The organism is Aeromicrobium fastidiosum (assembly GCF_017876595.1).
Classification (GTDB): Bacteria; Actinomycetota; Actinomycetes; order Propionibacteriales; family Nocardioidaceae; genus Aeromicrobium; species Aeromicrobium fastidiosum.
The window spans coordinates 2,642,823-2,667,742 of record NZ_JAGIOG010000001.1; the positions used below are offsets into that span (position 1 = coordinate 2,642,823).

The 24,920-nt window shown below is 70.6% G+C and carries 21 protein-coding genes; 14 read left to right on the forward strand and 7 right to left on the reverse strand.

What is annotated here, in order from left to right; all coding sequences use genetic code 11:
• Nucleotides 1-3 precede the first annotated feature (3 nt).
• Genes smc through JOF40_RS13115 form a run of 3 tightly spaced genes read left to right on the forward strand, consistent with a single transcriptional unit; the run spans nucleotide 4 to nucleotide 4,579 of the window.
• Entirely contained in the window at nucleotides 4-3,555 is a 3,552-nt protein-coding gene (gene smc / locus JOF40_RS13105; RefSeq protein ID WP_129185925.1) for a chromosome segregation protein SMC, read from the forward strand.
• Nucleotides 3,552-3,995: an acyl-CoA thioesterase gene (locus JOF40_RS13110; protein WP_129185926.1), complete on the forward strand. Its 444-nt coding sequence runs from the start codon at nucleotides 3,552-3,554 to the stop codon at nucleotides 3,993-3,995. The genes smc and JOF40_RS13110 overlap by 4 nt, the downstream gene beginning before the upstream one ends.
• Before the next feature lie 26 nt (nucleotides 3,996-4,021).
• A complete protein-coding gene (locus tag JOF40_RS13115) occupies nucleotides 4,022-4,579 on the forward strand; it encodes an NYN domain-containing protein (protein WP_129185927.1) in 558 nt (185 codons plus the stop codon).
• Nucleotides 4,580-4,708: 129 nt separating this feature from the next.
• On the opposite strand, the gene JOF40_RS20265 is transcribed toward JOF40_RS13115, so the two are convergent.
• Nucleotides 4,709-5,596, reverse strand: a complete 888-nt coding sequence (locus JOF40_RS20265) for a M56 family metallopeptidase (protein ID WP_129185928.1) — start codon at nucleotides 5,594-5,596, stop codon at nucleotides 4,709-4,711.
• Nucleotides 5,593-5,967, reverse strand: coding sequence for a BlaI/MecI/CopY family transcriptional regulator (locus tag JOF40_RS13125; protein WP_129185929.1), 375 nt, complete (start codon nucleotides 5,965-5,967; stop codon nucleotides 5,593-5,595). Before JOF40_RS13125 ends, JOF40_RS20265 begins: the two co-directional genes overlap by 4 nt.
• Before the next feature lie 127 nt (nucleotides 5,968-6,094).
• Between JOF40_RS13125 and JOF40_RS13130 the strand changes: the two genes are divergently transcribed.
• The 4 genes from JOF40_RS13130 to cydC are packed head-to-tail and all read left to right on the forward strand — an operon-like array spanning nucleotide 6,095 to nucleotide 11,750.
• On the forward strand, nucleotides 6,095-7,495 hold the full coding sequence (locus JOF40_RS13130; protein ID WP_129185930.1) for a cytochrome ubiquinol oxidase subunit I: 1,401 nt from the start codon (nucleotides 6,095-6,097) through the stop codon (nucleotides 7,493-7,495).
• 24 nt (nucleotides 7,496-7,519) lie between these two features.
• A complete protein-coding gene (cydB, locus tag JOF40_RS13135; RefSeq protein WP_129185931.1) occupies nucleotides 7,520-8,515 on the forward strand; it encodes a cytochrome d ubiquinol oxidase subunit II in 996 nt (331 codons plus the stop codon).
• A gap of 5 nt (nucleotides 8,516-8,520) precedes the next feature.
• Entirely contained in the window at nucleotides 8,521-10,137 is a 1,617-nt protein-coding gene (gene cydD, locus JOF40_RS13140; RefSeq protein WP_129185932.1) for a thiol reductant ABC exporter subunit CydD, read from the forward strand.
• Entirely contained in the window at nucleotides 10,134-11,750 is a 1,617-nt protein-coding gene (gene cydC, locus JOF40_RS13145) for a thiol reductant ABC exporter subunit CydC (protein ID WP_129185933.1), read from the forward strand. Before cydD ends, cydC begins: the two co-directional genes overlap by 4 nt.
• Here cydC and JOF40_RS13150 read toward each other — a convergent pair.
• Nucleotides 11,732-12,988 carry an HNH endonuclease gene (locus JOF40_RS13150; RefSeq protein WP_209674597.1) on the reverse strand — a complete coding sequence of 419 codons (1,257 nt, stop codon included), beginning with the start codon at nucleotides 12,986-12,988 and terminating at the stop codon, nucleotides 11,732-11,734. The genes cydC and JOF40_RS13150 overlap by 19 nt on opposite strands.
• Before the next feature lie 238 nt (nucleotides 12,989-13,226).
• Here JOF40_RS13150 and ftsY point away from each other — a divergent pair, with 238 nt between their 5' ends.
• Nucleotides 13,227-14,375 (forward strand): signal recognition particle-docking protein FtsY, encoded by a 1,149-nt coding sequence (ftsY, locus tag JOF40_RS13155; protein ID WP_129184772.1) that lies wholly within the window; start codon nucleotides 13,227-13,229, stop codon nucleotides 14,373-14,375.
• A 10-nt stretch (nucleotides 14,376-14,385) separates the two neighbouring features.
• On the opposite strand, the gene JOF40_RS13160 is transcribed toward ftsY, so the two are convergent.
• Entirely contained in the window at nucleotides 14,386-14,817 is a 432-nt protein-coding gene (locus JOF40_RS13160) for a hypothetical protein (protein ID WP_129184770.1), read from the reverse strand.
• Entirely contained in the window at nucleotides 14,804-14,998 is a 195-nt protein-coding gene (locus JOF40_RS19765; protein ID WP_129184768.1) for a helix-turn-helix transcriptional regulator, read from the reverse strand. Before JOF40_RS19765 ends, JOF40_RS13160 begins: the two co-directional genes overlap by 14 nt.
• 252 nt (nucleotides 14,999-15,250) lie before the next feature.
• Between JOF40_RS19765 and JOF40_RS13170 the strand changes: the two genes are divergently transcribed.
• The 4 genes from JOF40_RS13170 to ffh all read left to right on the forward strand — a co-directional run bounded on the left by JOF40_RS13170 (nucleotide 15,251) and on the right by ffh (nucleotide 20,899).
• Entirely contained in the window at nucleotides 15,251-16,498 is a 1,248-nt protein-coding gene (locus JOF40_RS13170; protein WP_129184766.1) for an ammonium transporter, read from the forward strand.
• A 2-nt stretch (nucleotides 16,499-16,500) separates the two neighbouring features.
• Nucleotides 16,501-16,839: a P-II family nitrogen regulator gene (locus JOF40_RS13175; protein WP_129184764.1), complete on the forward strand. Its 339-nt coding sequence runs from the start codon at nucleotides 16,501-16,503 to the stop codon at nucleotides 16,837-16,839.
• A gap of 102 nt (nucleotides 16,840-16,941) precedes the next feature.
• Nucleotides 16,942-19,224, forward strand: a complete 2,283-nt coding sequence (locus JOF40_RS13180) for a [protein-PII] uridylyltransferase (protein WP_129184762.1) — start codon at nucleotides 16,942-16,944, stop codon at nucleotides 19,222-19,224.
• A 148-nt stretch (nucleotides 19,225-19,372) separates the two neighbouring features.
• Entirely contained in the window at nucleotides 19,373-20,899 is a 1,527-nt protein-coding gene (gene ffh, locus JOF40_RS13185; RefSeq protein WP_129184760.1) for a signal recognition particle protein, read from the forward strand.
• Here the strand turns inward: ffh and JOF40_RS13190 are convergent.
• Nucleotides 20,883-21,872, reverse strand: coding sequence for an AF_0692 family protein (locus tag JOF40_RS13190; RefSeq protein ID WP_129184758.1), 990 nt, complete (start codon nucleotides 21,870-21,872; stop codon nucleotides 20,883-20,885). The two genes, ffh and JOF40_RS13190, sit on opposite strands and share 17 nt — an antisense overlap.
• A gap of 117 nt (nucleotides 21,873-21,989) precedes the next feature.
• On the opposite strand from JOF40_RS13190, the gene JOF40_RS13195 reads away from it, so the two are divergent.
• Both JOF40_RS13195 and JOF40_RS13200 read left to right on the forward strand, forming a co-directional pair.
• Complete coding sequence (locus tag JOF40_RS13195) at nucleotides 21,990-22,505, forward strand: gluconokinase (protein ID WP_129184756.1); 516 nt, start codon at nucleotides 21,990-21,992, stop codon at nucleotides 22,503-22,505.
• Nucleotides 22,502-23,881, forward strand: coding sequence for a GntT/GntP/DsdX family permease (locus JOF40_RS13200; protein WP_129184754.1), 1,380 nt, complete (start codon nucleotides 22,502-22,504; stop codon nucleotides 23,879-23,881). The genes JOF40_RS13195 and JOF40_RS13200 overlap by 4 nt, the downstream gene beginning before the upstream one ends.
• Before the next feature lie 49 nt (nucleotides 23,882-23,930).
• On the opposite strand, the gene JOF40_RS13205 is transcribed toward JOF40_RS13200, so the two are convergent.
• A complete protein-coding gene (locus tag JOF40_RS13205; protein WP_209674599.1) occupies nucleotides 23,931-24,794 on the reverse strand; it encodes an alpha/beta hydrolase family protein in 864 nt (287 codons plus the stop codon).
• Between the last annotated feature and the right edge of the window lie 126 nt (nucleotides 24,795-24,920).

A 24,920-nucleotide genomic window follows, 5' to 3' on the forward strand; every position in this document is an offset into this window, starting at 1 on the left:
ACGTTGTACCTCAAGAGCCTCACCCTGCGTGGGTTCAAGTCGTTCGCGTCCTCGACGACCCTGCAGCTCGAGCCCGGCATCACCGCGGTGGTGGGGCCCAATGGCTCCGGCAAGTCCAACGTCGTCGACGCCCTGTCGTGGGTCATGGGCGAGCAGGGTGCCAAGTCGCTGCGCGGCGGCAAGATGGAGGACGTCATCTTCGCCGGCACGTCGGGCCGTCCCCCGCTGGGCCGCGCCGAGGTCGTCCTGACGATCGACAACGCCGACGGCGCGCTGCCCATCGAGTACAGCGAGGTCACGATCTCGCGCACGATGTTCCGCAACGGCGGCTCGGAGTACGCGATCAACGGCAACACGTGCCGCCTGCTCGACGTCCAGGAGCTGCTCAGCGACTCCGGCATCGGGCGCGAGATGCACGTCATCGTCGGCCAGGGCCAGCTCGACAGCGTCCTGCGGGCCACGCCCGAGGAGCGCCGCGGGTTCATCGAGGAGGCCGCCGGCGTCCTCAAGCACCGCAAGCGCAAGGAGAAGGCGCTCCGCAAGCTCGACGCGACGCAGGGCAACCTGACCCGCCTCAACGACGTCCTCACCGAGCTGCGCCGCCAGCTCAAGCCGCTGGGCCGTCAGGCCGAGGTGGCCAGGCGTGCCGCCGTCATCCAGGCGGACGTCCGCGACGCCCGGGCCCGACTGCTCGCCGACGACATCGTCACGGCCCGCACCACGATCGAGACCGAGCTCGCCGACGAGGCCGCCCTCAAGCAGCGCCGCCAGGGCGTCGAGCAGGCGATCGCCGCGGCGCGCGAGCAGGAGACCGAGCTGGAGGACCAGCTGCGGGAGGACTCGCCGAGGCTCTCGGCGGCGCAGGAGACCTGGTACGGCCTGTCGGGGCTGCGCGAGCGGCTGCGCGGCACCGCGGGCCTCGCCAACGAGCGCATCCGCCTCGCCGCGGTCGAGGCCGACGACCGGCGCGAGGGCCGTGAGCCCGAGGAGCTCGAGGCCGAGGCACGCCGTGCGCAGGAGCAGCACGAGCAGCTCAGCGCGGGCGTCGCCCGGGCGACGCAGGCCCTCGAGGCCGTCATCGCCGAGCGGGGCGAGGCCGAGACCGCGTACACCGCCGAGGAGCGTCGCGTCGCGGGCCTGCTGAGGGCCGCCGCCGACCAGCGCGAGGGCCTGGCCCGCCTGCACGGCCAGGTCAACGCGCTCAAGAGCCGCGCCACGGCCGCGGGTGAGGAGATCGGCCGGCTGACCGCCGCCCGGCAGGAGGCCGAGTCGCGGGCCGTCGACGCGCAGCGCCAGTTCACGGCGCTCGAGAACGAGATCGCGGGCCTCAACGCGGGCGAGTCGGGGCTCGACGAGAAGCTCGAGGCCGCCGAGGCCGATCTCGAGCAGGCCATCGCCGGCCTGACGGCTCTGGCCGCCCGGCTCAACGAGGCCGAGCGCCAGCAGGCGGGTCTCGCGGCGCGCAAGGAGGCGCTCGAGCTCGGCCTGTCGCGCAAGGACGGCGCGGGGGCGCTGCTCGCGGCGACCGACGAGATCAGCGGCCTGCTCGGGTCGGTGGCTGCGCTGCTGACGGTTCGCAGCGGCTTCGAGGCCGCGATCGCCGCCGCGCTGGGCTCGGCTGCCGACGCCGTCGCGGTCGACCACCTCGACACCGCCGTCTCGGCGATGCAGCGGCTCAAGTCCGAGGACCTCGGCCGCGCGGGCATGCTGCTGGGCGGGGGAGAGGTCGACGACTCCTCGTGGCCGGGCCTGCCCGACGAGGCGACGTACGCGATCGACGTCGTCGACGGTCCGCCCGCCCTGCAGGGGGCGCTGCGCCGGTTGCTGTTCAAGGTCGCGGTCGTCGACACGCTCGAGCAGGCGCAGGACGTCGTCCGGGTCGCATCCGACGTCACGGCCGTGACGCGCGACGGCGACATCCTCGGTGCTCACTTCGCGGCCGGCGGTTCGACGTCCAAGCAGAGCCTCATCGAGGTGCAGGCCGCCCTCGACGCCGCCGAGACCGATCTCGGCGCCGCGGCGCACACCATCGAGCGGCTGCGCTTCGAGCAGGAGGCGCTGGAGGCAGCGCGTGCCGCGGCCCAGGAGCGCGTCGATGCGTCCCTCGGTGAGCTGCACGAGTCGGACGCCACGATGGCCGCCGTCGCCGAGAACCTCGGGCACCTCGGGGCCACGTCGCGGGCCGCGCGGGGCGAGGCCGAGCGACTCGCCGCCGCGATCGCCAAGGCCGAGGAGTCGATGGCGGGTGACCTGTCGGGGCTCGCCGAGCTCGAGGACCGGCTCGCCCAGGCGCAGTCCGCGCCCGAGGAGGAGCCCGACACGGCCCTGCTCGAGGAGCTGGCCGAGAAGGCGTCGGGATGCCGCCGGGCCGAGACCGATGCGCGTCTGGCGCTGCGCACCAACGAGGAGCGGGCCCGCGCGCTCGCAGCCCAGGTCACGTCGCTGTTCGAGGCCGCCGAGGCCGAGCGCGATGCCCGTGCCCGTGCCGCCGAGCGTCGTGCCCGCCAGCTGCGCGAGGCCGAGACCGCCCGTGCGGTCATCACGGCGGCCGATCACGTGCTCGCGCGGCTCGAGGCGTCGATCGCCGTGGCTGCGTCGCTGCGGGCCAGCATCGAGCAGTCGCGGTCGGGCCGCGAGGAGACGCTGCGCGCCGTGCGCACCCAGCTGCGCGACCTCATGACCCAGCTCGACGGCCTCACCGACACGGTGCACAAGGACGAGATGGCGCGGGCCGAGCTGCGGCTGCGCCTCGAGGGCCTCGAGGCCCGAGCCCTCGAGGAGCTCGGACTCGACGTCGACAGCCTCGTCGCCGACTACGGCCCCGACCAGCTCGTCCCGCCGGTCACGGTGGAAGGTGAGGACGAGTCGCTGCCGGCCGAGCCCGTCCCGTACGACCGCGAGGCGCAGGTCAAGCGGCTGCGCAGCGCCGAGCGGTCGATGGCGATGCTGGGCAAGGTCAACCCGCTCGCGCTCGAGGAGTTCACGGCGCTCGAGGAGCGGCACCAGTTCCTGTCCGAGCAGCTCGACGACCTCCGCAAGACCCGCAAGGACCTGCTCGAGATCGTCGAGGAGGTCGACGCCAAGGTCGAGCAGGTCTTCACCGAGGCCTGGTACGACGTCGAGAGCGCCTTCCAGCACGTCTTCACCCGGCTGTTCCCCGGCGGCGAGGGAGCGCTGATCCTGACCGATCCGCAGAACATGCTGACGACCGGCATCGACGTCGAGGCGCGTCCCGCGGGCAAGAAGGTCAAGCGGCTGTCGCTGCTGTCGGGCGGCGAGCGCTCGCTCGTCGCGGTCGCTTTCCTCGTGGCGCTGTTCAAGGCCCGGCCCAGCCCGTTCTACATCCTCGACGAGGTCGAGGCCGCGCTCGACGACGCCAACCTCGGCCGTCTGCTCGAGCTGTACGAAGAGCTGCGCGCCAACTCGCAGCTCGTCGTCATCACCCACCAGAAGCGGACGATGGAGGTCGCCGACGCGCTCTACGGTGTCTCCATGCGGGGTGACGGCGTGTCGGCCGTCATCAGCCAGCGGCTGCGCGAGGAGGAGCCGGCGTGACGGACGAGCGCGTGGGGCCGCGACTGCGGTCGGAGTTCGTGGCGCTGCGCACCATCACGACGCGGTGGGAGGACGAGGACGTCTACGGGCACGTCAACAACGTCGTCTACTACTCGTACTTCGACACCGCGGTCAACGGCTACCTCATGGCCGCGAGCGGCACCGACACGAGGCGTCTCGACGCGGTCGGCCTCGTCGCGGAGACCCGCTGCGAGTTCCTGCGTGAGCTGGCCTTCCCGGCCGACGTCGAGGTGGGCATCGCCGTCACGCGGCTCGGCACGTCGAGCATCGTCTACCGCCTCGCGATCTTCCAGGGCGAGAGCGACGAGCCGGCCGCGGTCGGTCACTTCGTGCACGTCTACGTCGACGCCGAGACACGCGAGGTGACCCCCGTACCCGACGTCGTCCGCGCGGCGGTGGCCCCACTCGTGGTGGCGTGACGAGTGGGCGGGCGTAGGGTCCGAGCATGACGGATCGCACCACCTACGTCCTGGTCGACGGCGAGAACATCGACGCGACCCTGGGTCAGTCGATCCTCGGACGACGCCCCCAGCCGCACGAGCGTCCCCGCTGGGACCGGCTGCTGCAGTTCGCCGAGGACCACTGGGAGCAGCCGACGCGCGGCCTGTTCTTCCTCGCCGCCAATGGCGAGCTGCCGATGCCGTTCGTGCAGGCGCTGACGTCGATGGGCTTCCAGGCGGTGCCGCTGTCGGGACGCTCCGACGAGAAGATCGTCGACATCGCCATCCAGCGCACGCTGGAGGAGCTGGGCCGCCGCGAGGCCGATGTGATGCTCGCGAGCAACGACGGCGACTTCATCGAGCAGCTGTCACCGCTCGTGGGCGACGGTCGCCGCACGGCGCTGCTGGCGTTCCAGGAGTTCCGCAGCTCGGGCTACGTCCCGCTGTTCGACCGGGGTCTGGAGTTCCACGACCTCGAGTACGGCGTGCGGGCCTTCAACGACACGCTGCCGCGCATCCGCGTCATCCCGATCGACGAGTTCGACCCCAACGACTTCCTCTGACGCCGAGGCGCGGGTTCCGCCCTGCCGAGGCGTGGGTTCCGTCCCGGTAGGGCGCGCGCAACCCGCGCCTCAGGGATGCGCAACCCGCGCGTCAGGGATGCGCAACCCACGCGTCAGCGTGGTGGGGGCTCAGAGGTCGAGCGTCTGCCAGGCGTGGAGCATCCACGGGATCGCCAGCAGCACCGTGGGAGCGACCAGCACCACGACCGATATCGCGTAGGCCGCGACGGACGCCAGCGGGTTGCGCGGGTCGGGGCGCTGCAGTCGCGCCATGCGCACCGCCGCGGCTCCGCCGCTGCCGAGGGCGCCGGCCGGGGTGGGTGCCCCGGCGAGCGCGACCAGGGCCCCGGCCACGGAGGCGTCGCCGTGCGACCGGCGGGCGGCGTCGTCGGCGAGCAGCTCGACCATGATCTGGCTCTGCACCAACGGTGCGTCGGTGCGCAGCACACGCGGGAACGCCCGGTGCAGCACCGTGAACGCCTCCAGCACCAGGTCGTGGCGTCGTCGCACGTGTGCCCGCTCGTGCTCGAGCACCGCGGCGTACTCGCCGGCCGACAGCGTCGAGATCGTCCCCTGCGACACGACGATGCGCGAGGAGGAGATGCCGGGGACGCAGTAGGCGAGCGGCGTCTCCTCCTGCAGGATGCGCAGGGCCGGTGCCATGCCGTCTGCCTCGCCGAGCAGGTCGACGAGGTGGCGCTGCCGGCGTCGTCGCGCCTGCGTCTCGCGGTAGACGCTCCACGCTGCCCACCAGAACCGTGTCCAGACCAGCACTCCTGTGCCCAGGATCGCCAGGTGCAGCGTGACGCGCCACCAGGTCAGCTCATCGTGGGTCACGAGCCACAGGGCCGTGGCCAGTGCGGCACCCGAGATCGCGAGCACCGCGGCGAGGGCGAACGACTGCCACAGCACGATCCCGGCGCGGGGCACGAGCAGCGGCCACGACGTGCGGGCGAGCGCCGCCGGGACGGGGAGGGCCAGCGCCAGCCCGATCAGGCCGAGCAGGACCGGGGTCACTGGGACGTCCGTGCCACGATCTCGTCGAGAGCGGCGCGCAGCGCCTTGGCCTCGTCGGGGTCGACGGTCTGCGCGAAGTGCACGAGGGCCGCGGTGCGGTCGGAGCCTGCCTCGTCGAGCGCGGCGTGCAGCAGCTCGGACGTCGCGGCGTCACGGGTGAGGGCCGGCGCGTACTTGAAGGCGCGTCCGTCGCGGTCCCGGCGCACCATCTGCTTGGTGCCGAGGCGATCGAGGACGGTCATGACCGTCGTGTAGGCGAGATCGTGACCGTGCCCACCGAGAGCGTCGAGCACCTCCCGCACGGACAGCGGGGCGGAGGCGTCCCACAGGACGTTCATGACGGAGCGTTCGAGCTCTCCGAGGCGAGGCATGTGACCCAATCTACTACGTCAGGTAGTAATTCGTCTTGCGGAGTCGCCCTCTGGGTTACTACAGTCGGTAGTAGTTACTACGACTCGTAGTAGACAGATCGACCAAGCGTGGATCAAGGGAGCTGACATGGACGTCCTGGAGCTGGCCCGCTGGCAGTTCGGCATCACGACGGTCTACCACTTCTTCTTCGTCCCCCTCACGATCGGCCTGTCGGTGCTGGTCGCCGCGATGCAGACCGTCTGGTGGCGCACCGGCGACGAGCGCTGGCTGCGGATGACCAAGTTCTTCGGCAAGCTGTTCTTGATCAACTTCGCGATGGGCATCGCCACGGGGATCGTGCAGGAGTTCCAGTTCGGCATGAACTGGAGCGACTACTCGCGCTTCGTCGGCGACATCTTCGGTGCCCCGCTGGCGATCGAGGGGCTGCTGGCGTTCTTCCTCGAGTCGACGTTCCTCGGCCTGTGGATCTTCGGCTGGGACCGGCTCAAGCCCGGCCTGCACCTGGCCTGCATCTGGATCGCGGCCCTCGGCACGGTGTTCTCGGCCTACTTCATCCTGGCCGCCAACTCGTTCATGCAGAACCCCGTCGGCTACACGCTCAACCCCGAGAAGGGACGCGCCGAGCTGACCGACTTCGGTGCCGTGCTGACCAACAAGGTGCTGATGGTGACCTTTCCGCACCAGATCTTCGGCTGCTTCATGGTCGCCGGGGCGTTCGTCGCGGGCGTCGCGCTGTGGCACATGATGCGTCGACCCGACCGCGATGCGGACGCGTTCCGTCCCGCGTTCCGGATGGGTGCCGTCGTGCTGCTCGTCGCCGGCTTCGGCACCATGATCTCCGGCGACTTCCAGGGCAAGGTCATGACCGAGGTGCAGCCCATGAAGATGGCCGCCGCCGAGGGACTCTACGAGGACGCCAAGCCCGCACCCTTCTCGATCCTGACCGTCGGGACGCTCGACGGCTCCAAGGAGGTCTACAAGCTCGAGGTGCCCAAGCTCCTGTCGTTCCTCGGCACGGGCAGCTTCGACGGGCAGGTGCGGGGCATCGACTCCCTGCAGCGCGAGTACGAGCAGAAGTACGGCCCCGGCGACTACTCGCCCAACATCCCCGTCACCTACTGGACGTTCCGCCTCATGATCACGACCGGCGGCCTCGCGATGCTGGCCGGCACGATCATGCTCTGGGCGACCCGCAAGGGCCGCACCCCCACGTCGAAGTGGCTCCTCCGGTCGGCGATCGTCCTGCCGCTCCTGCCGATGGCGGCGAACTCGTTCGGCTGGATCTTCACCGAGATGGGTCGCCAGCCGTGGGTCGTGTTCGGCCTCATGCCGACGGCGTCAGGGGTCTCGCCGAGCACGTCGGTCGCCGAGGTGGCGACCTCTCTGGCGATGTTCACGGTGCTCTACGGCGTCCTCGCGGTCATCGAGGTCAAGCTGCTGCTGCGCTACGTCAAGGCCGGGCTCCCCGAGCTCGAGCCACCGTCCGACCCCGACGACGCCGACGCGCCGCTCGCGTTCGCGTACTGACCGAATCGGACAGGAGACAGTCCCATGGATCTCACGACCTTCTGGTTCATCCTCATCGCGGTGCTGTGGATCGGGTACCTCGTGCTCGAGGGATTCGACTTCGGTGTCGGCATGCTCATGGCGTTGCTCGCGCGCGACGACAAGGAGCGCCGCGTGCTGCTCAACACGATCGGGCCCGTCTGGGACGGCAACGAGGTGTGGCTCATCGTGGCCGGCGGAGCGACCTTCGCGGCCTTCCCCGAGTGGTACGCGACGATGTTCAGCGGCTTCTACATCCCGTTGCTGCTGATCCTGCTGGCGCTGATCGTGCGCATCATCGGCATCGAGTTCCGCAGCAAGCGGCCGGAGCCGGCCTGGAAGCTACGCTGCGACATCGCGATCGTCTTCGGCTCCGTCGTCCCCGCCCTCGTGTGGGGGGTCGCGCTCGCCAACATCGTGCGCGGCGTACCGATCGACGCCGACAAGGAGTACGTCGGCGGTCTGCTCGGACTGTTCAACCCCTACGGCCTGCTCGGCGGGCTCGTGACCCTCACGGTGTTCCTCGTGCACGGCGCGTTCTTCGTCGGCCTCAAGACGACCGGGCCGATCCGGGAGCGCGCGATCGCGATGGGCCTGCGGGTCGGTGTCCTTGCGGCCTTCCTGACGACGCTCTTCGTCGGGTGGACCGCGATGCGCGACGACACCCTGCAGGTCTGGGTGGTCGGCGCGGGCGTGCTGATCGCCTTCGTCCTCGGCCTCGCGGCGGCGAACGCCGGCCGGGACGGATGGGCGTTCGTCGGCACCGCCGTCGCGATCGGCCTGCTGGTCGTGATGCTGTTCGCGGCGCTCTTCCCGGACGTCATGGTCTCGTCGCTCGACCCGGCGTGGTCGCTGACGACCGACAACGCCTCATCGACGCCGTACACGCTGAAGATCATGTCGTGGGTGGCGGTGGCCTTCACGCCGATCGTCGTCGGCTACCAGAGCTGGTCGTACTGGGTGTTCCGCCGGCGCATCGGCGTGCAGCACATCCCGGGGTGACGAGGATGCCTCCTCTCGACCCCCGACTCGTCCGTCGCTCCCGTGGCGTCCGTCGTCTGCTGGGCGTCAGCGTCGTGCTCGGCGTGGGCACCGCCGCGACCGTCATCGCCGTGGCTCACGTCGTGTCGGTCGTCGTGGCCCGCCGGTTCGACGGGCAGCCGATCGCGGCACTGCCGCTCGTGATCCTGGTCGGTCTCGTCGTGCGTGCGGCGGTCGCGTGGACGCACACCACGGTCGCCGCCCGGGCCGCCGCAGCGGTGAAGGCCGACCTGAGGCACGAGGTCGTCGACGACCTGCTCGACCCCCGCCGGCTCGGCCCGCGTCCGAGCAGCGCAGGGGTCGTGACCCTGCTCGGCCCCGGCCTCGACGCCTTCGACGGATACGTCGGCAGGTTCCTGCCGCAGATCGTGCTCTCGGCGCTCGTGCCGCCCGCGATGCTCGTCGCGATCGGTGTCACGGACGTGCTGTCGGCCGTCATCATCGGGGTCACGCTGCCCATGACGGTCGTCTTCCTGGTGCTGGTCGGACTCGTGACCAAGGACCGCGTCGACCGCCGATGGCAGGCGCTCGAACGGGTCGGGCGGCACTTCGCCGACGTGCTCGACGGGCTGACCGTGCTGAAGGTCTTCGGCCGGCGGCAGGAGGACGGGCTGAGGCAGGTGGGCGACCGGCACCGGCGGGAGTCCGGCCGTGCCCTGCGCCTGGCCTTCCTGTCGTCGTTCGTCCTCGACCTGTTCTCGACGCTGGCCGTGGCTCTCGTCGCCGTCAGCGTCGGCCTTCGTGTCGTCGAGGGGCATCTCGCCCTCGGCCCGGGGCTGTTCGTCCTGCTGCTCGCCCCCGAGGCCTTCGCGCCGATCAAGCGGCTCGGCTCGCTGTTCCACGACAGCACGGAGGGGGCGGAGGCGACGGCCGGCCTGCTCGCGCTGCTCGAGCACGACCGGCACAACGGCACGCTCGCGGCACCCGACCTGCGGCGCGCCGAGATCGTGATCGACGGTGTCGTCGTCCGGCACGACGGTCGCGCCGCGCCGAGTCTCGAGCTGTCGCACCACCGCGTCCGTCCCGGCGAGTTCGTGGCCGTCACGGGGGCGTCGGGCAGCGGCAAGTCGACGCTCCTGGCACTGCTCATGGCCTTCGAGCGCCCGACGGCCGGATACGTGTTGGTCGACGACGTCGACCTCGCGTCGATCGACCCGGTCGCGTGGCGCGAGCAGATCGCGTGGGTGCCGCAGGTGCCGGGCCTCGTCGAGGGGACGATCGAGGACAACGTTCGCCTGGGCGACCACGCCGCGTCCGGCGACGACGTGCGGGCCGCTCTGCGGGACGCCGGTGCCGGTGACCTCGCGCTGACCCGCCCGATCAGCGAGTCGGGCACGGACGTCTCGGCGGGGGAGCGGCGGCGCATCGCGATCGCCCGAGCGATCCTGCGCGTCCGGAGCGGAGCGGCACGTCTCCTCCTGCTCGACGAGCCGACCGCGGGGTTGGACGCGGTTCGCGAGGCGGCCGTGCTCTCGACCCTGCGCGGCCTGCCAGTGACCGTGATCGTGGTCGCGCACCGTCCCGAGACGATCGGTGCGGCCGATCGCGAGCTGCGCCTCGGTCGCCGGCTGGTGGACGCATGACGCGCCTCGCATGGGGGCGCGTGTTCGGCGTCCTGTCGCAGCTCGCCGCGATCGCGCTGCTGCTCGTCTCGGCCTGGCTGATCGTCCGGGCTGCCGAGCAGCCGCCCGTGCTCTACCTGATGGTCGCGATCGTCTCGGTGCGGTTCTTCGGCCTGAGCCGCGCAGGGCTGCGCTACGTCGAGCGGCTGCTGACCCATGACGCCGCCCTGGCGCGGGTGACCGAGGCGCGTGTCGCGGCGTACCGGGACCTCGACCGGGTCGCGCCGGCCGGGGTGACGGGACGTCGTCGCGGCGATCTCGTCAGCCGGGTCGTGTCCGACATCGACGCCGTGCAGGACCGGATGCTGCGGCTGCGCTCACCGTGGGTCGTGGCTCTGGTGTCGATCGCGGCGACGACGGTGCTCGTCGCCGTGATCGATCCGGCCTCGGGCCTGGTGGTCGGCGGAGCAGCCGGCGCGGCCATGGCGCTGGTGAGGGTCATCGTGCCGTGGGCGGTCCGGCGGTCGGGTGACGACTCGTCCGGCTGGCGGGGCGATCTGGCCGCCGACGTCAGCCATGGCGTGATCGCTGCCCCCGACCTCGTTGCGTATGGTGCCACCGAGCTGCTGCGCGAGTCGGCGCACCGCAGCATCGACCGACTGGCCTCGGCACAGCGCAGCACAGCGCGCCTCGCGGGCATCGGAGAAGCCGTGGTGCTGGTCGCGACCGGCATCGCAGTAGCCGTCGTCGCGGGGATGTCGGCCGGGCTCGCTCCCGTGCTGGTCGGGGTCGTAGTGCTGGCACCCATCGCGCTGATCGAGCCGTTGACGGCTGTCGCCGACGCGGAGGGCCTGCGACCGTCCATCGAGGATGCCGAACGCCGCCTGGCTGAGCTGGCCGACGCACGTGAGGCCGTCGCCGATCCTGTCGTCGCCCGCTCGGCGCCGACGGCGTTCGCCCTCGACGTCGATGCCCTCGCGGTCGGCTGGACCGACATCGTCGCGTCCGGGATCGACCTGGTGCTGGCCGAGGGGGAGGTCGTGGCGGTCGCCGGGCCGAGCGGCTCGGGCAAGAGCACGCTCGCCCTGACGTTGTCGCGCCTGGTCGAGCCGCGCGCGGGAGCCGTCCGGCTGGGAGGCGTCGAGGTCCGCGAGCTGGCCGCTGCCGACGTCCGCTCGACGATCGGCTACCTGGCGCAGGACGAGATCGTGTTCGACACGACGATCCGCGAGAACCTGCGCATCGCCGCACCGTCGGCGTCCGATGCGGACCTGCTGGAAGCACTGGGACGAGCCGGGCTCGCCGACTTCGTGGAGTCGTTGCCGGACGGCCTCGACACGGCAGTGGGGGAGCGCGGCAGTCGTCTGTCGGGCGGTGAACGCCAGCGGCTCTGCCTCGCACGGCTGGTCCTCGGCGGTCACCGGGTGCTCGTGCTGGACGAGCCGACCGAGCACCTCGACGAGGAGGCGGCGGAGGCGCTGCTCGACGACGTCCTCGCCCTCAGCCCGGAGCGCAGCATCATCGTCGTGACGCACTCCCCGCGCGTCCTCGACCGGGTGGGACGGACCCTCGAGCTCGGCTGTCCGGGCAGGCCTGTGGGCCGCCGGACTCGTGGTCAGGCGGCTGGGGTGTAGGTGGTTCGTCGTCGGCGTCGGATGGGGCGGCCGTGGCGGGTGGTGAATTCGAAGCCGGTGACGGCGTTGCCGGTGATGTGCAGGTTGCCGCGGTGGAGGAGGTGGTGGCAGCGGGTGCAGAGGCCGACGAGGAGGTCGAGGTCGGTGGGCCCACCCTGTGACCACCAGACGGAGTGATGGATCTCCAAGTGGGTGTGATGGCAGCCGGGTGCGGCGCAGACCCCTTGTTGTCTGGCGATCACGGCACGGCGTTGCTTGAGGTTGGGCTGGTACTTCGCGGTGCCGACGTTCAGCACTTGGGCTTGTTGGCCGTGGCCGCCTTCGCTCATGAGGAATGCGGTGGCCTCGCTGATGCACATGAAGTACATGAGCAGGTGTGGCCCGATCGGCCCGAACCCGGCCAGATGGGCGGGTTTCACGTCGGGCATCGGTGACGGGGTCCGCAACGGGTTTTCGTTGGTCTGGTGGACGTGGTCGGCGGCTGCGGCGACGGTCTCGGCGTCGACGAACACTGACACGTGGGGTTTGACGCCCTTGTCCGACGGCAGGCCGTTTCCGAGGATGTCGGTGAGCAGGTCGTCGATGCCTTGGACGCGGCGTTCGGAGCCGGTGCGGGTGTCGTCCTTGTCGGTGGGTGCGGAGATGGCGTCGAGGACTTTTTTGAGCTTGGCGCCGGTGATGGCGTTGAGGAACCCGGTGACGTGCCAGCCGTCGGGGACGGCGTTGACCTGGAAGTCTTGTTTGTCCATGCCGCGTAGGTGGGCGTCGTCGAGGTCTTCGGGGTGCTTGATGTCTTTGAGCTCGCGCAGGATCTGGAACAACGCACTGGGTTCGGTGGTCTCGGCGACGACCAGCAGTGGTTCTTGGAGGTCGAGCATGATGTCGAGGCCGAGGTGTTTGAGCCCGAACGCCAATGCGCGCAGGTGGTGGGCGTTGACCCGTCCGGCGGTGGCGGCGTCGGCGAACAGGGGCAGGTCGCGCAGCACGGCGGTGTTGCGGACCAGCATCGATGCGACACCGGCGTCGACGTGCAGCTGGGTGCGGACCCACGCGTTCAACGTGGAGGTGCCGTCGATCTCGTAGTCCTTGGACGCGTCGAGGTCGGCCAGCAGCGTCGAGATCGTCGCGTCCAAGGCGTCGCGGGCAGCCTGGGCTGCGTGCAATCGGGCGCGGACGTCACCGGACTCCAGGGCGTGCGCGGCTTCGCGCATCGCCTCGATCGCCGGTGCTGAGTTCATACCCCCAACCTAGTCGAACAGGTGTTCGAGCGACAGGGTACAAAGTCCTGCAATACCGGGACAATTCTCCTGTCGGTCCCGTCTGATTGGATGCCTCCGAACAGGCTCGGCGTCCATGGCGTGGCCGCAGTCTCCGAGGACCGAGGCGCCCGGGGCAGGCGCGAGGGAGCACCTGGCCCAGGCCTACGGATAGAGCGCCACGCCGACTGGCGCCGAGCCCAACGCCTAGGATCGTCCGGTGACCACGAACGAGCTCATCGCCCTCATCGGCATCATCGCCGCCGTCCTCGTCGTCGGAGGAGGTGCCGCCTTCGTCCTGACGCGCGGCCGTCGCCAGCTCCCGCCGAGCGAGCCGAAGCGTCAGATCGAGGAGCCGGCCGAGCCGACGTTCATCTCGCCCGATCCGGAGGTCCCGGCCGAGCCTGAGCCCGAGTCGGAGTCTGCGGTCGACACCCTCGAGCGCCCCGAGGCACCACAGGGACGTCTCGTCCGGCTGCGCGCGCGGCTGGCGAAGTCGCAGGGATCGCTCGGCAAGGGCCTGCTCGCGGTGCTCGGACGCTCGACGCTCGACGACGCAGCCTGGGAGGAGATCGAGGACACCCTGCTGGCCGCCGACGTCGGGGTGACCGCCACCGACGAGCTCGTGACCAACCTGCGTACGCACCTGCGGGTCGAGGGCATCACCGATCCCGAGCAGGCCAAGGTCGCCCTGCGCGCCGAGCTGGTGCGCCTGATCGACCCGACGCTCGACCGCTCCCTGACGGCCACCGGCGCCGACGGCAAGCCCGGCGTCGTCCTCGTCGTCGGTGTCAATGGCACGGGCAAGACCACGACCGTCGGACGCCTCGCCCGCGTGCTCGTCGCCGACGACAAGAGCGTCGTCCTGGGTGCTGCCGACACGTTCCGCGCCGCCGCCGCCGATCAGCTGCAGACCTGGGGCGAGCGCGTCGGCGTCCCCACCGTCCGAGGACCTGAGGGCGGTGACCCTGCCAGCGTCGGCTTCGAGTCGGTCCAGCGCGGCATCGCCGACGCTGCGGACGTCGTGCTGGTCGACACGGCCGGACGCCTGCACACCAAGTCGGGTCTCATGGACGAGCTCGGCAAGGTCAAGCGCGTCATCGAGAAGCAGGCACCCGTCACCGAGGTGCTGCTGGTCATCGACGCCACGACGGGCCAGAACGGCCTGACGCAGGCACGGGTGTTCGGCGAGGTCGTCGACGTCACGGGCATCGTCCTGACCAAGCTCGACGGCACGGCCAAGGGCGGCATCGTCATCGCGGTGCAGCGCGAGCTGGGCGTCCCGGTCAAGTTCGTGGGCCTCGGCGAGGGTGCCGACGACCTCGCCCCGTTCGACGCCGACGAGTTCGTGGACGCGCTGCTGTCCTGAGCCCCCGGGGTCAGTGGCGGTGGTTCGCGACCGCGAATGCCGCGGCGCCGATGGCCAACTGACCGAACAGCAGCAGGGCCAGGACCATCGACGCCCCGGCACCGAGGGCGATCGCGACGGCAGCCACGCCCGTCGCGGGCAGCGAGCAGATGCCGAGCACCGCGAGTGCGTGGGTGAGCACTGCGTCGTCGCGCTCGTCACCGGACTGCGTGAAGGAGCGCTCGAACGTGCTCGCGGTGGCGGGTCGCGTGGCTGCACGCCACGAGGCGAGGGCCGCGCCGGCCACGGCCAGCAGTCCGCCGGCCAGGAAGCCGGTGCCCATGTTGCCCGGACCGTGCTCGCGCAGTGCGATGCCGCCCACCACGACGACCACCAGGCCGGCGGCGAGACCCGCCAGGGTCGCTGCTCGCCAACGGGCGGGGGTGCTCTCAGCTCTCGACATGGAAGATCTCCTCGACGGTGGTCGTGAAATGGCGGGCGATCGTGATCGCGAGCGGTAGCGACGGGTCGTAGCGCCCGGTCTCGATCGAGTTGATGGTCTGTCGCGAGACGCCGAGCGCCTCGCCCAGTGCGCGTTGCGACAGACCTGCGGCCTCGCGCAGGGACCGGACGTCGTTGTCCACGCGGTGCTCGCTCTCGTTGACGTCTGCCGCACATGATGTCAAGCATGCTTGACGTGACAAGGCTACTTGACTCAACGTGCGAAGACAAGCGTCCTTGACCATGCGCGACATGAGCCTCGTAACGCGGTGTTAACACGGCATCGGATTTCGTGACACGGTCGCAACATCGGGCACCGCGTCCTGAAACGCCCCGACCTCAGGCTGAGACGCAGCGGACGGCACCTCGTCCGCGCACTCACCTTCGGAGGTTTCATGGATACCGGCGACACCGCGTGGATCCTGGCCAGCTCGGCCCTCGTCCTGCTCATGACACCAGGACTCGCGTTCTTCTACGGCGGCATGGTCCGCTCGAAGACCGTCCTCAACATGATGATGATGAGCTTCTCGGCTCTGGCCATCGTCCCCGTGCTGTGGGTCCTCTACGGCTACTCGATCGCGTTCAGCCCTGACGGCAACAAGTTCCTGGGCGGCTTCGAGCGCCTGGGTCTGCAGAACATCACCGCCGACTCGGTCTACGGGACGATCCCCGAGTACGTCTTCGTCGGATTCCAGCTGATGTTCGCGATCATCACGCTGGCCCTGATCAGCGGCGCGATCGCCGACCGGGCCAAGTTCAGCGCCTGGATCGTGTTCTCGGTCGTCTGGATCTCGGTCGTCTACTTCCCGGTCGCGCACTGGGTCTTCGACTTCAACGAGGACAGCGGCGGCTGGATCGCCACCCACCTGCAGGCCGTCGACTTCGCCGGCGGTACCGCGGTGCACATCAACGCCGGTGCGGCCGGTCTGGCGCTGGCCCTGGTGCTCGGCAAGCGCGTCGGCTGGCGGCGCGACCCCATGCGTCCGCACAACCTGCCGTTCGTCCTGCTGGGTGCTGGCCTGCTGTGGTTCGGTTGGTTCGGCTTCAACGCCGGTTCGGCCGTCGGAGCCAACGGCCTGGCCGGACTGGCCTTCGTCAACACCGCGGTCGCGACGGGTGCCGCGATCATCGGCTGGATCGCGGTCGAGTTCTTCCGCGACAAGAAGGGCACGAGCCTCGGTGCCGCATCGGGTGCCGTCGCCGGCCTCGTGGCGATCACCCCGGCCGCCGGTGCGCTGTCGCCGTTCGGCTCGATCTTCCTCGGTCTGGTCGCCGGCGTGCTTTGCGCCCTGGCCGTCGGCCTGAAGTACAAGCTCGGCTACGACGACTCGCTCGACGTCGTCGGCGTCCACCTCGTGGGTGGTCTGGTCGGCACCCTGCTGATCGGTCTGCTCGCCGTCGGCGACGGCCTGTTCTACGGCGGCAGCCTCGATCTGCTCGGCAAGCAGTTCGTCGCAGCGGCCGTCGTGCTGGTCTACTCGTTCGTCCTCACCTACGTCATCGGTAAGTTGATCGACGTGACGATCGGCTTCCGCGTCTCGGAGGAGGACGAGGTGACCGGCATCGACCAGGTCGAGCACCTCGAGACGGCCTACGACTACGGAAGCAGCAGCGGCGGATCCAATCTCTTGAAGGAGCTCTGAGCATGAAGCTGGTCACCGCGGTCATCAAGCCGCACAAGTGGGAAGAAGTCCGAGAGGCGCTCGCCGCCGCCGGTGTCGCCGGCATGACGGTCACCGAGGCCAGCGGCTACGGACAGCAGAAGGGCCACACCGAGGTCTACCGCGGTGCGGAGTACGACGTGTCGCTCGTGCCGAAGATCCGGCTCGAGGTCGTCGTCGACGACGCCGACGTCGAGAGCGTCGTCGCGACGATCACGTCATCGGCCCAGACGGGCAAGATCGGCGACGGCAAGGTGTGGGTCATCCCGGTCGACTCGGTCGTGCGGGTGCGCACGGGCGAGACCGACGAGGCAGCTCTCTAGCCACACCACCACCCCAGGGCGGTGCGCCAGCGTCCACTTCGATCACCGGAGTGGACGCCAGCGCACCGCCCTCGGCGTCGGCGGCACCACTAGCCTGTCGGGGTGACCGATCACCCCGAGCTGGCCCAGCACCGCGCCGACCGTGCCCTCGAGGCCGACCGCCGGCTGCGTCACCTGTTCGCCGACGCGGCACCGTCACAGGGCGGCGACCCCCGCGAGGGCTCGGGCCTGGCTCTGGTGGCGGTCGGCGGCTACGGACGCTCCGAGCTGTCGCCGTTCAGCGACCTCGACGTCGTGCTGCTCCACGATCCGTCGCTCGACGACTCGCTGGTGCGGGAGGTCGCCGAGGCGATCTGGTATCCGCTGTGGAACGACGGCGTCGCCCTCGATCACTCGGTGCGCGACACGATCCAGATGCGGGCCGCCGCGGCCACCGACCACCGGGCCGCGATGGGGATGCTCGACGCCCGACCCGTCGCGGGTGACGCCGGACTCGTCATGACGCTGCGGTCGCAGGTGCTCGCCGACTGGCGGCGGGAGGCCCGCGTCCGCGTCGAGGAGGTGCGCGCGGCCCGCACCACCCGCCTCGAGCGGGCCGGCTGGCTGGCCCACGCGGCCGTCCCCGACCTCAAGGAGTCCGGGGGAGGCCTGCGCGACAGCGTCATCCTGCGGGCGCTGGTCGCGACGTGGCTGATCGACGTCCCGCACGGCGAGTCCGAGGCGCTGCGCAGCGAGCTGCTCGACATCCGCGACGCGCTGCACCAGACCGTCGGCCGGCGGGTCGAGCGGCTGGACGCCGAGGTCGTGCCCGACGTCGCCCGGTTCCTCGGCATGGAGCCCGTCGAGCTCGACCTGCACGCCCGGCAGGTCGGACGTCGTATCGCCCACCTCGCGTCCCTCGCGTGGCGCAAGGTCGACGACGCCCTCGAGCCCATCACCCGCAAGGGTGCGATCACGCCGCGCGGGCCCCTCGTGACATCGCTCGACGACGGCGTCGGCGTGCTCGACCGCGAGGTCATCGTCACGAGGGACGCCGACCCGTCCACCGATCCCGAGCTGGCGCTGCGAGCGGCAGCGGCGGCTGCCCGCCGGGGGCTCCCGATCAGCGCGGGCTCGGCGCGCCGGCTCGCGACCACGATGGGCGACCTGCCGCGCCCGTGGTCGCCGACGGCCACGCGGCACATGGTCGACCTGCTGACCGCGGGCCCGGGCCTGCTGCCGGTGTGGGACGAGCTCGACTTCGCGGGCGTCGTCGACCGGGTGCTGCCTGAGTGGGAGGCGATCCGGCTGCGCGGCTCGTCGTCGCCCGTGCACCGCTTCACGGTCGACCGGCACAGCCTCGAGACCTGCGTCAATGCCGCCGGTCTCAAGCGGGACGTCGCGCGTCCCGACCTGCTGGCCGTGGCGGCGCTGCTGCACGACATCGGCAAGGGGCGCGAGGGCGACCACTCGCAGGTCGGCCAGCCGATGGCCGTCGACATCGCGAGGCGGTGGGGCTTCGACGACTCCGACGCCGAGACGATCGGACGCCTCGTGCGGTGGCACCTGCTGCTGCCGACCATCGCGACCCGTCGTGACATCGAGGACCCCTCCACCGCGGCCAATGTCGCCGAGATCGTCGGCACCGAGGACTTCCTCGACCTGCTCAGCGCGCTGACCGCGTCGGACGCCCGCGCCACGAGCCCGACGGCCTGGTCGGGCTGGCGACAGGGGCTCATCGAAGGACTCGTCGGCAAGGTGCGCCGCGTGCTCGACGACTCCGTGGCGACGCCCGACGCGACGACCTACGAGGGCTGGCCCGCGCACGTGCCGATCCCCGACCACGGCACGACGGGACCGTCCGACTTCACGTTGACCGTCGAGCCGCACCGGGGCGGGTCGCTGCTCACGATCGTCACCGCCAATCGGGCCGGAGTCATGGCCGATCTCGCCGGGGGACTGGCACTCGCGGGTCTCGCGATCCGCTCGGCCCGCACTGTGACCCTCGGCGATGCCGCCGTGACCCTGTGGGAGGTGTCGCGCGCCGACGTCGACCCGGGCCGCCTCATCGACCGGCTCCGGCCCGCGATGGCCGGCGAGCTCGACCTGGCCGGGCGACTCGAGCTGTCGTCGATCGCGGACGCGCCGGACGCCCGCGTGCGCCTGCTGGGCCGGGTCACCGAGACCGCGACCGCGATCGAGGTGCGTGCGCTCGACCGGCGTGGCCTGGTGTGGACGGTCTGCGACCAGATCGCGTCGTCGGGACTCTCGATCCGGTCGGCGCACATGTCGACGTACGGCGACGAGGTGCGCGACGTCTTCTACGTCGTCGACGGCGAGGGACAGCGGCTCGACGACGCCACGTCCGAGGCCCTGCGCGCGGCCATCGCGTCCGCCCTCGCCTGACCCGCCACCGACCCCTGGGCGGTGCGCTGGCGTCCAAGATCGCGCGCGGGCTGGACGCTGGCGCACCGCCCGCGCAGGGGGACGTCATCGGGGACTCGGTTAGAGTTGACCAGATCTCGTTTCTTCCACCTGAGGACGCCGCAGACCCATGTTCGACACCCTGCAAGACCGCCTGCAGTCAGCGTTCAAGAACCTGCGTGGCAAGGGTCGACTCTCCGAGGCCGACATCGATGCCGTCGCCCGCGAGATCCGCGTCGCCCTGCTCGACGCCGATGTCGCCGTGTCTGTCGTCCGCGAGTTCATCGCCCGGGTCAAGGAGCGCGCCCTCGGTGCCGAGGTCAGCCAGTCGCTCAACCCGGCCCAGCAGGTCATCAAGATCGTCAACGACGAGCTCATCGAGATCCTCGGTGGCGAGACCCGTCGCATCCGCTACGCCAAGACCGGCCCGACCGTCATCATGCTCGCGGGCCTGCAGGGTGCCGGCAAGACGACCCTCGCCGGCAAGCTCGGTCTGTGGCTCAAGGAGCAGGGCAAGTCGCCGATGCTCGTCGCGGCCGACCTCCAGCGCCCCAATGCCGTCACGCAGCTGCAGGTCGTGGGCGAGCAGGCCGGCGTCAAGGTCTTCGCCCCGGAGCCCGGCAACGGCGTCGGGGACCCGGTCGCCGTCGCCCGCGCGGGTCTGGCCGAGGCGCAGCGCACGCTCCACGACGTCGTGGTGGTCGACACCGCCGGACGTCTCGGCATCGACGCCGAGCTGATGCAGCAGGCCGCCGACATCCGCGCGGCCGTCGACCCCGACGAGGTGCTGTTCGTCATCGACGCGATGATCGGCCAGGACGCCGTCGTCACCGCCGAGGCGTTCCTCGAGGGCGTCGACTTCACCGGCGTCGTGCTGACCAAGCTCGACGGCGACGCCCGCGGTGGTGCCGCGCTCTCGGTCCGCTCGATCACGGGTCGCCCCATCATGTTCGCGTCGACGGGCGAGAAGCTCACCGACTTCGACGCGTTCCACCCCGACCGCATGGCCGGCCGCATCCTCGACATGGGCGACATGCTCACGCTCATCGAGCAGGCCGAGAAGGCCTTCGACTCCGAGCAGGCCGCCAAGGACGCCGAGAAGCTCATGGGTGGCTCGTTCACCCTCGACGACTTCCTGAAGCAGATGGAAGCCATCTCCAAGATGGGCTCGATGACCAAGATCATGGGCCTGATCCCGGGCATGGGTCAGTACAAGGAGCAGATCGAGAACTTCGACGACCGCGAGGTCGACAAGATCAAGGCCATCATCTTGTCGATGACGCCGGCCGAGCGCGACAACCCCAAGATCATCGACGGCTCGCGTCGCGCCCGTATCTCGAAGGGCTCCGGCACGCAGGTCAAGGACGTCAACGGCCTGGTCGACCGGTTCTTCGAGGCCCGCAAGATGATGCAGCAGATGGCCAAGGGCGGCGGGATGCCGGGCATGCCGGGCCTGCCCGGTGTCGGCAAGCGTGCCGGGGCCAAGCAGAAGCCGCAGCAGAAGAAGAAGGGCAAGCGCGTGTCGGGCAACCCGGCCAAGCGGGCCGCCGCGGCGTCCGGCGCGCCTGCGAAGAACGAGGGTGCCAACGCCTTCGGCTTCCCGGCGCAGGGCGATCAGCCGTTCGAGCTGCCCAAGGAGCTCAAGGACCTGATGTAGTCGGCCCTCGGTCGATCCGGTCGAGCACGCGAAGCCTCCACCACGTCCCGAGCACGCCGAGCAGGCAGATCATCGCCGCGGCGCTGTCCTGCACGAGTTCGGTGCCGGACGCCACCGAGTCGTCGTACGGCTCGACCAGGAACGGCATGGCGGCACCGACCAGCACGGTGCCGACGACGAGGGCGGCGACGTGGTCGTCGGTCCAGCGGGGGCTCGTCGACCACCGGCCGACGACCCCGATGGTCGCGGTTACGACCACGACGCCCACCGCGGCGGCGGCAGCACCCTCGCCGGGCAGGTACAGCAGGTAGGCCGCGAAGCCCAGGCCGAGCACGACGGCGGGCCGGGGCACGCGGACGTCCGTGACGTCGCGCCGTCGCCACCGCAGGGCCGCCAGCACGAGGAGCGCGACGACCGCGAGTGCCGTCAGCGTCTGGACGGGTCTCGCCTGGAAGCCGTGCCCCTCGTCCTCCTTCACGCCGAGGTGGTTGACGACGCTGGCCAGCACGTAGATCGTCGCGACGACGGGCACCCCGCGACGTCCGAGCCACGGCCTGCGCCGTCCCGGGGCGCGCGTCCACGCCTCCGCCAGGGCGATGGGCGTCGCCATGCTCGCGACGACGTGCCCGCTCAGGAAGGCCAGCGCCCAGTAGAGGCTGATGTCGATGCCGCCGACGTGGACGGGGTGCTGGAAGTCGTACCGGCCGTACGCCGGGTTGAACAGCGACTGGTCGACGACGCCGGCCTGCAGCACGCCGAAGGCAGCGCCCAGCAGCAGCATCGTCGGCCAGCCGCGCCCCGTCCGACGTGCCACCTCGCGGATCAGCAGTGCGGCGCACCCGTAGAGCGGCGACAGGAACAGCAGGATCAGCGGGAGGTCCACCACAGGGAAGCCGCCCCAGGCCATCTCCGCGAACCACGGGGCCGCGACGAGCACGCCGATGACGGGTGGCCAGGTCGTCCGAGCTGTCATGTCCTCGACGCTAGGTGGGGTGAGGCCTGCCCAGCATCGTCCGTCCGTCTGCCGATCGGCGACGAAAGTCGTAGCCGCGGCTCGCGCGAGACACGGAGGAGGCATACGGTTCGAGACATGCATTCCTCCCCGCTGGTCGTGGTCATGGGCATCTCCGGAGTCGGCAAGTCGGCCGTCGGTCATGAGCTGGCCGACCGGTTCGGCGTCGAGTACGCCGACGGCGACGACTTCCACTCCGAGGCCAACATCGCGAAGATGTCGGCCGGCACGCCCCTGACGGACGACGACAGATGGCCCTGGCTCGAGAAGATCGGCCAGTGGCTCGCGGTGCACGGCGCGGACGGGGGAGTCATCAGCTGCTCGGCGCTGCGGCGCGTCTATCGCGACGTGCTGACCGACGCCGCCCCCCGCACCCAGTTCCTGCACCTCACGGGCGACCACGACCTCATCCGATCGCGCATGGAGGGCCGTGACCACTTCATGCCGCTGTCGCTGCTGGAGTCGCAGGAGAAGACCCTCGAGCCGCTGCAGGACGACGAACGCGGGTGGGCCTTCGACATCACGCCGCCGCCCGACGTGATCGTCGCCGAGTTCGTCGAGCGGGCCGGACTCGACCAGGAGGACGTCCGATGATCAGCTCCCTCGCCACCGCCACGGGTGACCCCGTCGAGGCCGTTGCCGGCACGGGTCAGCTCGTCACCGCCGCACTCGTCGGCATCGCGGTGCTCGTCGTCGCCATCACGTTCTTCAAGGTGCACCCGTTCCTCGCGCTGATCCTCGGCTCGCTGACGGTCGGCGCGATCGCGGCCCGCGACATGCTCGACGTCGTCGACAGCTTCAGCACGGGCGTCGGCGACACCGTCTCGGGCGTCGGCGTGCTGATCGCCCTGGGCGCCATGTTCGGCAAGCTGCTGGCCGACTCCGGCGGGGCCGACCAGATCGTCGACACGATCGTCGGACGGTCGAGCCCGCGGATGCTCCCGTGGTCGATGGCTGCCATCGGGGCCATCATCGGCCTGCCGATGTTCTTCGAGATCGGTCTCGTGTTGCTGATGCCGGTCATCTTCCTCGTCGCCAAGCGGGCCGAGCGGTCCATCATCTCCCTGGGCATCCCGGCGCTCGCGGGGCTGTCGGCGATGCACGGCTTCGTGCCGCCGCACCCCGGACCGCTGGCGGCGATCGACGCCGTGGGTGCCAACCTCGGCCTGACCCTGGGCCTCGGCATCCTGGTCGCGATCCCGACGATCGTCGTCTCGGGCCCGGTCTTCGCCCGCTTCGCCGACAGGTGGGTGCCCGTGCCGGCCGGTGACCTCTACGACGCCTCGTCCGACAAGCGCGAGCGCCGCCCCAGCTTCGCCGCGACGCTCGCGACGGTGCTGCTGCCCGTCGTGCTGATGATGGCCAAGGCCTTCGGCGACATCCTGGTCGACGAGGGCACCACGTTGCGCAGCGTCCTCGACTTCATCGGCGAGCCCTTCGTCGCGCTGCTCATCGCCGTGATCGTCGCGATCTTCACGTTCGGCATTGCGACGGGGATGTCGAAGGACGAGGTGTCGGACGTGCTCAGCAGCTCGCTGCCGCCCATCGCGGGCATCATCTTGATCGTCGGCGCGGGCGGCGGCTTCAAGCAGACGCTGATCGACACCGGCATCGCGCAGGTCGTGGCCGAGTTCGTCGAGGACTCCGGCGTCTCGGTGCTGCTCATCGCGTGGCTCGTCGCGGTCGTGATCCGCCTCGCGACCGGATCGGCCACGGTCGCCACGGTCACCGCGGCGGGCATCATGAAGCCGATCGCCGACGGTCTGCCCGCCGGCGAGGTGTCGCTGCTGGTGCTCGCGATCGGTGCCGGGTCGGTGTTCTTCTCGCACGTCAACGACGCCGGCTTCTGGCTCGTCAAGGAGTACTTCGGGCTCTCGGTCGGCCAGACGATCAAGAGCTGGTCGATCATGGAGACGGTGCTGTCCGTGTCGGGTCTCCTCGCGGTGCTGGCGCTCGACGTCGTCATCTGACGCGCATCGGCCGCACCCATCAGGCGACGGGTGCGGCCGGTGACGGACGTCAGTTCACGCGGTAGTCGGAGACCGGGCTCCCGATCGCGGTCGACGGCCCGGGCGAGATGAACTGCTCGTAGCGGGTGTCGTCGTCGACGTACCGCTTGAGCCACGACAGCGTGTGCTTCGCGATCGTGGTGTTCGAGGTGACGGGCGCGAAGTGGCTCGCGCCGCGCAGCTCGAGGTAGGCCTTGCGCTCGGCTCCGCTCAGCGAGTTGTAGAAGGGGATCGAGTGCGAGGTCGTGGGGGCGACGGTGTCGTTCTGCGCGCCGATCACGAGCGTCGCGGCCTCGACCTCGGGCCAGGTCTTGTCGAGGTTCCATCCCGTCAGCGGCACCGCGGCCTCGAGCGAGCGACGCGTCTTGGCGGCCTCGAGCGTGCCTCCACCGCCCATCGAGTGACCGACGACGGCCTGCCGGGTGGCGTCGATGCGCGGGCCGACCGTGCTGTCGCCGATGGCCTGGTCGAGGGCGGCGAGCAGCTGGGAGCCGCGGGACGTGGGCTGGTCGTAGCGCGTGGTCGTGTCGATCGTGACGACGACGAAGCCGAACGACGCCAGGCGCGGCCCGAGCCAGGCGATCGTCGACTGGCTGGCGGTGTAGCCCGGCGAGATCGCGACGACGCCGAACGTCCCGTCGGCCGTGCTGGTGGGGTAGTAGATGGTGCCGCCGCCGAAGCCGCGGGCGGACAGCGCCGAGATCGTCTTGGTGCTCACGGCGTACGTGCCGCGGGTGGCCTCGATGCTGGTGTTGGTGGGTGCCGGACCGCGTTGATAGGGGTTGTCGGCGGCGACCGCTGGCGTCGAGGCCAGTGAGCCGATCGTGAGGGCCGCCGCGCTGAGTGCGGCGGCCAGGGTGCGAGTGATGCGCATGGTGCTGGTTCCTTCCAGTCGGTGCGACGGCCGACTGGGACAGGTGTCGCAGGATCGCGACGTGGTGCGTCCCCCCGATGTGACCGTCGCCAGATGTGTGCCATCAGGATGGAGACAGTCCGCGAT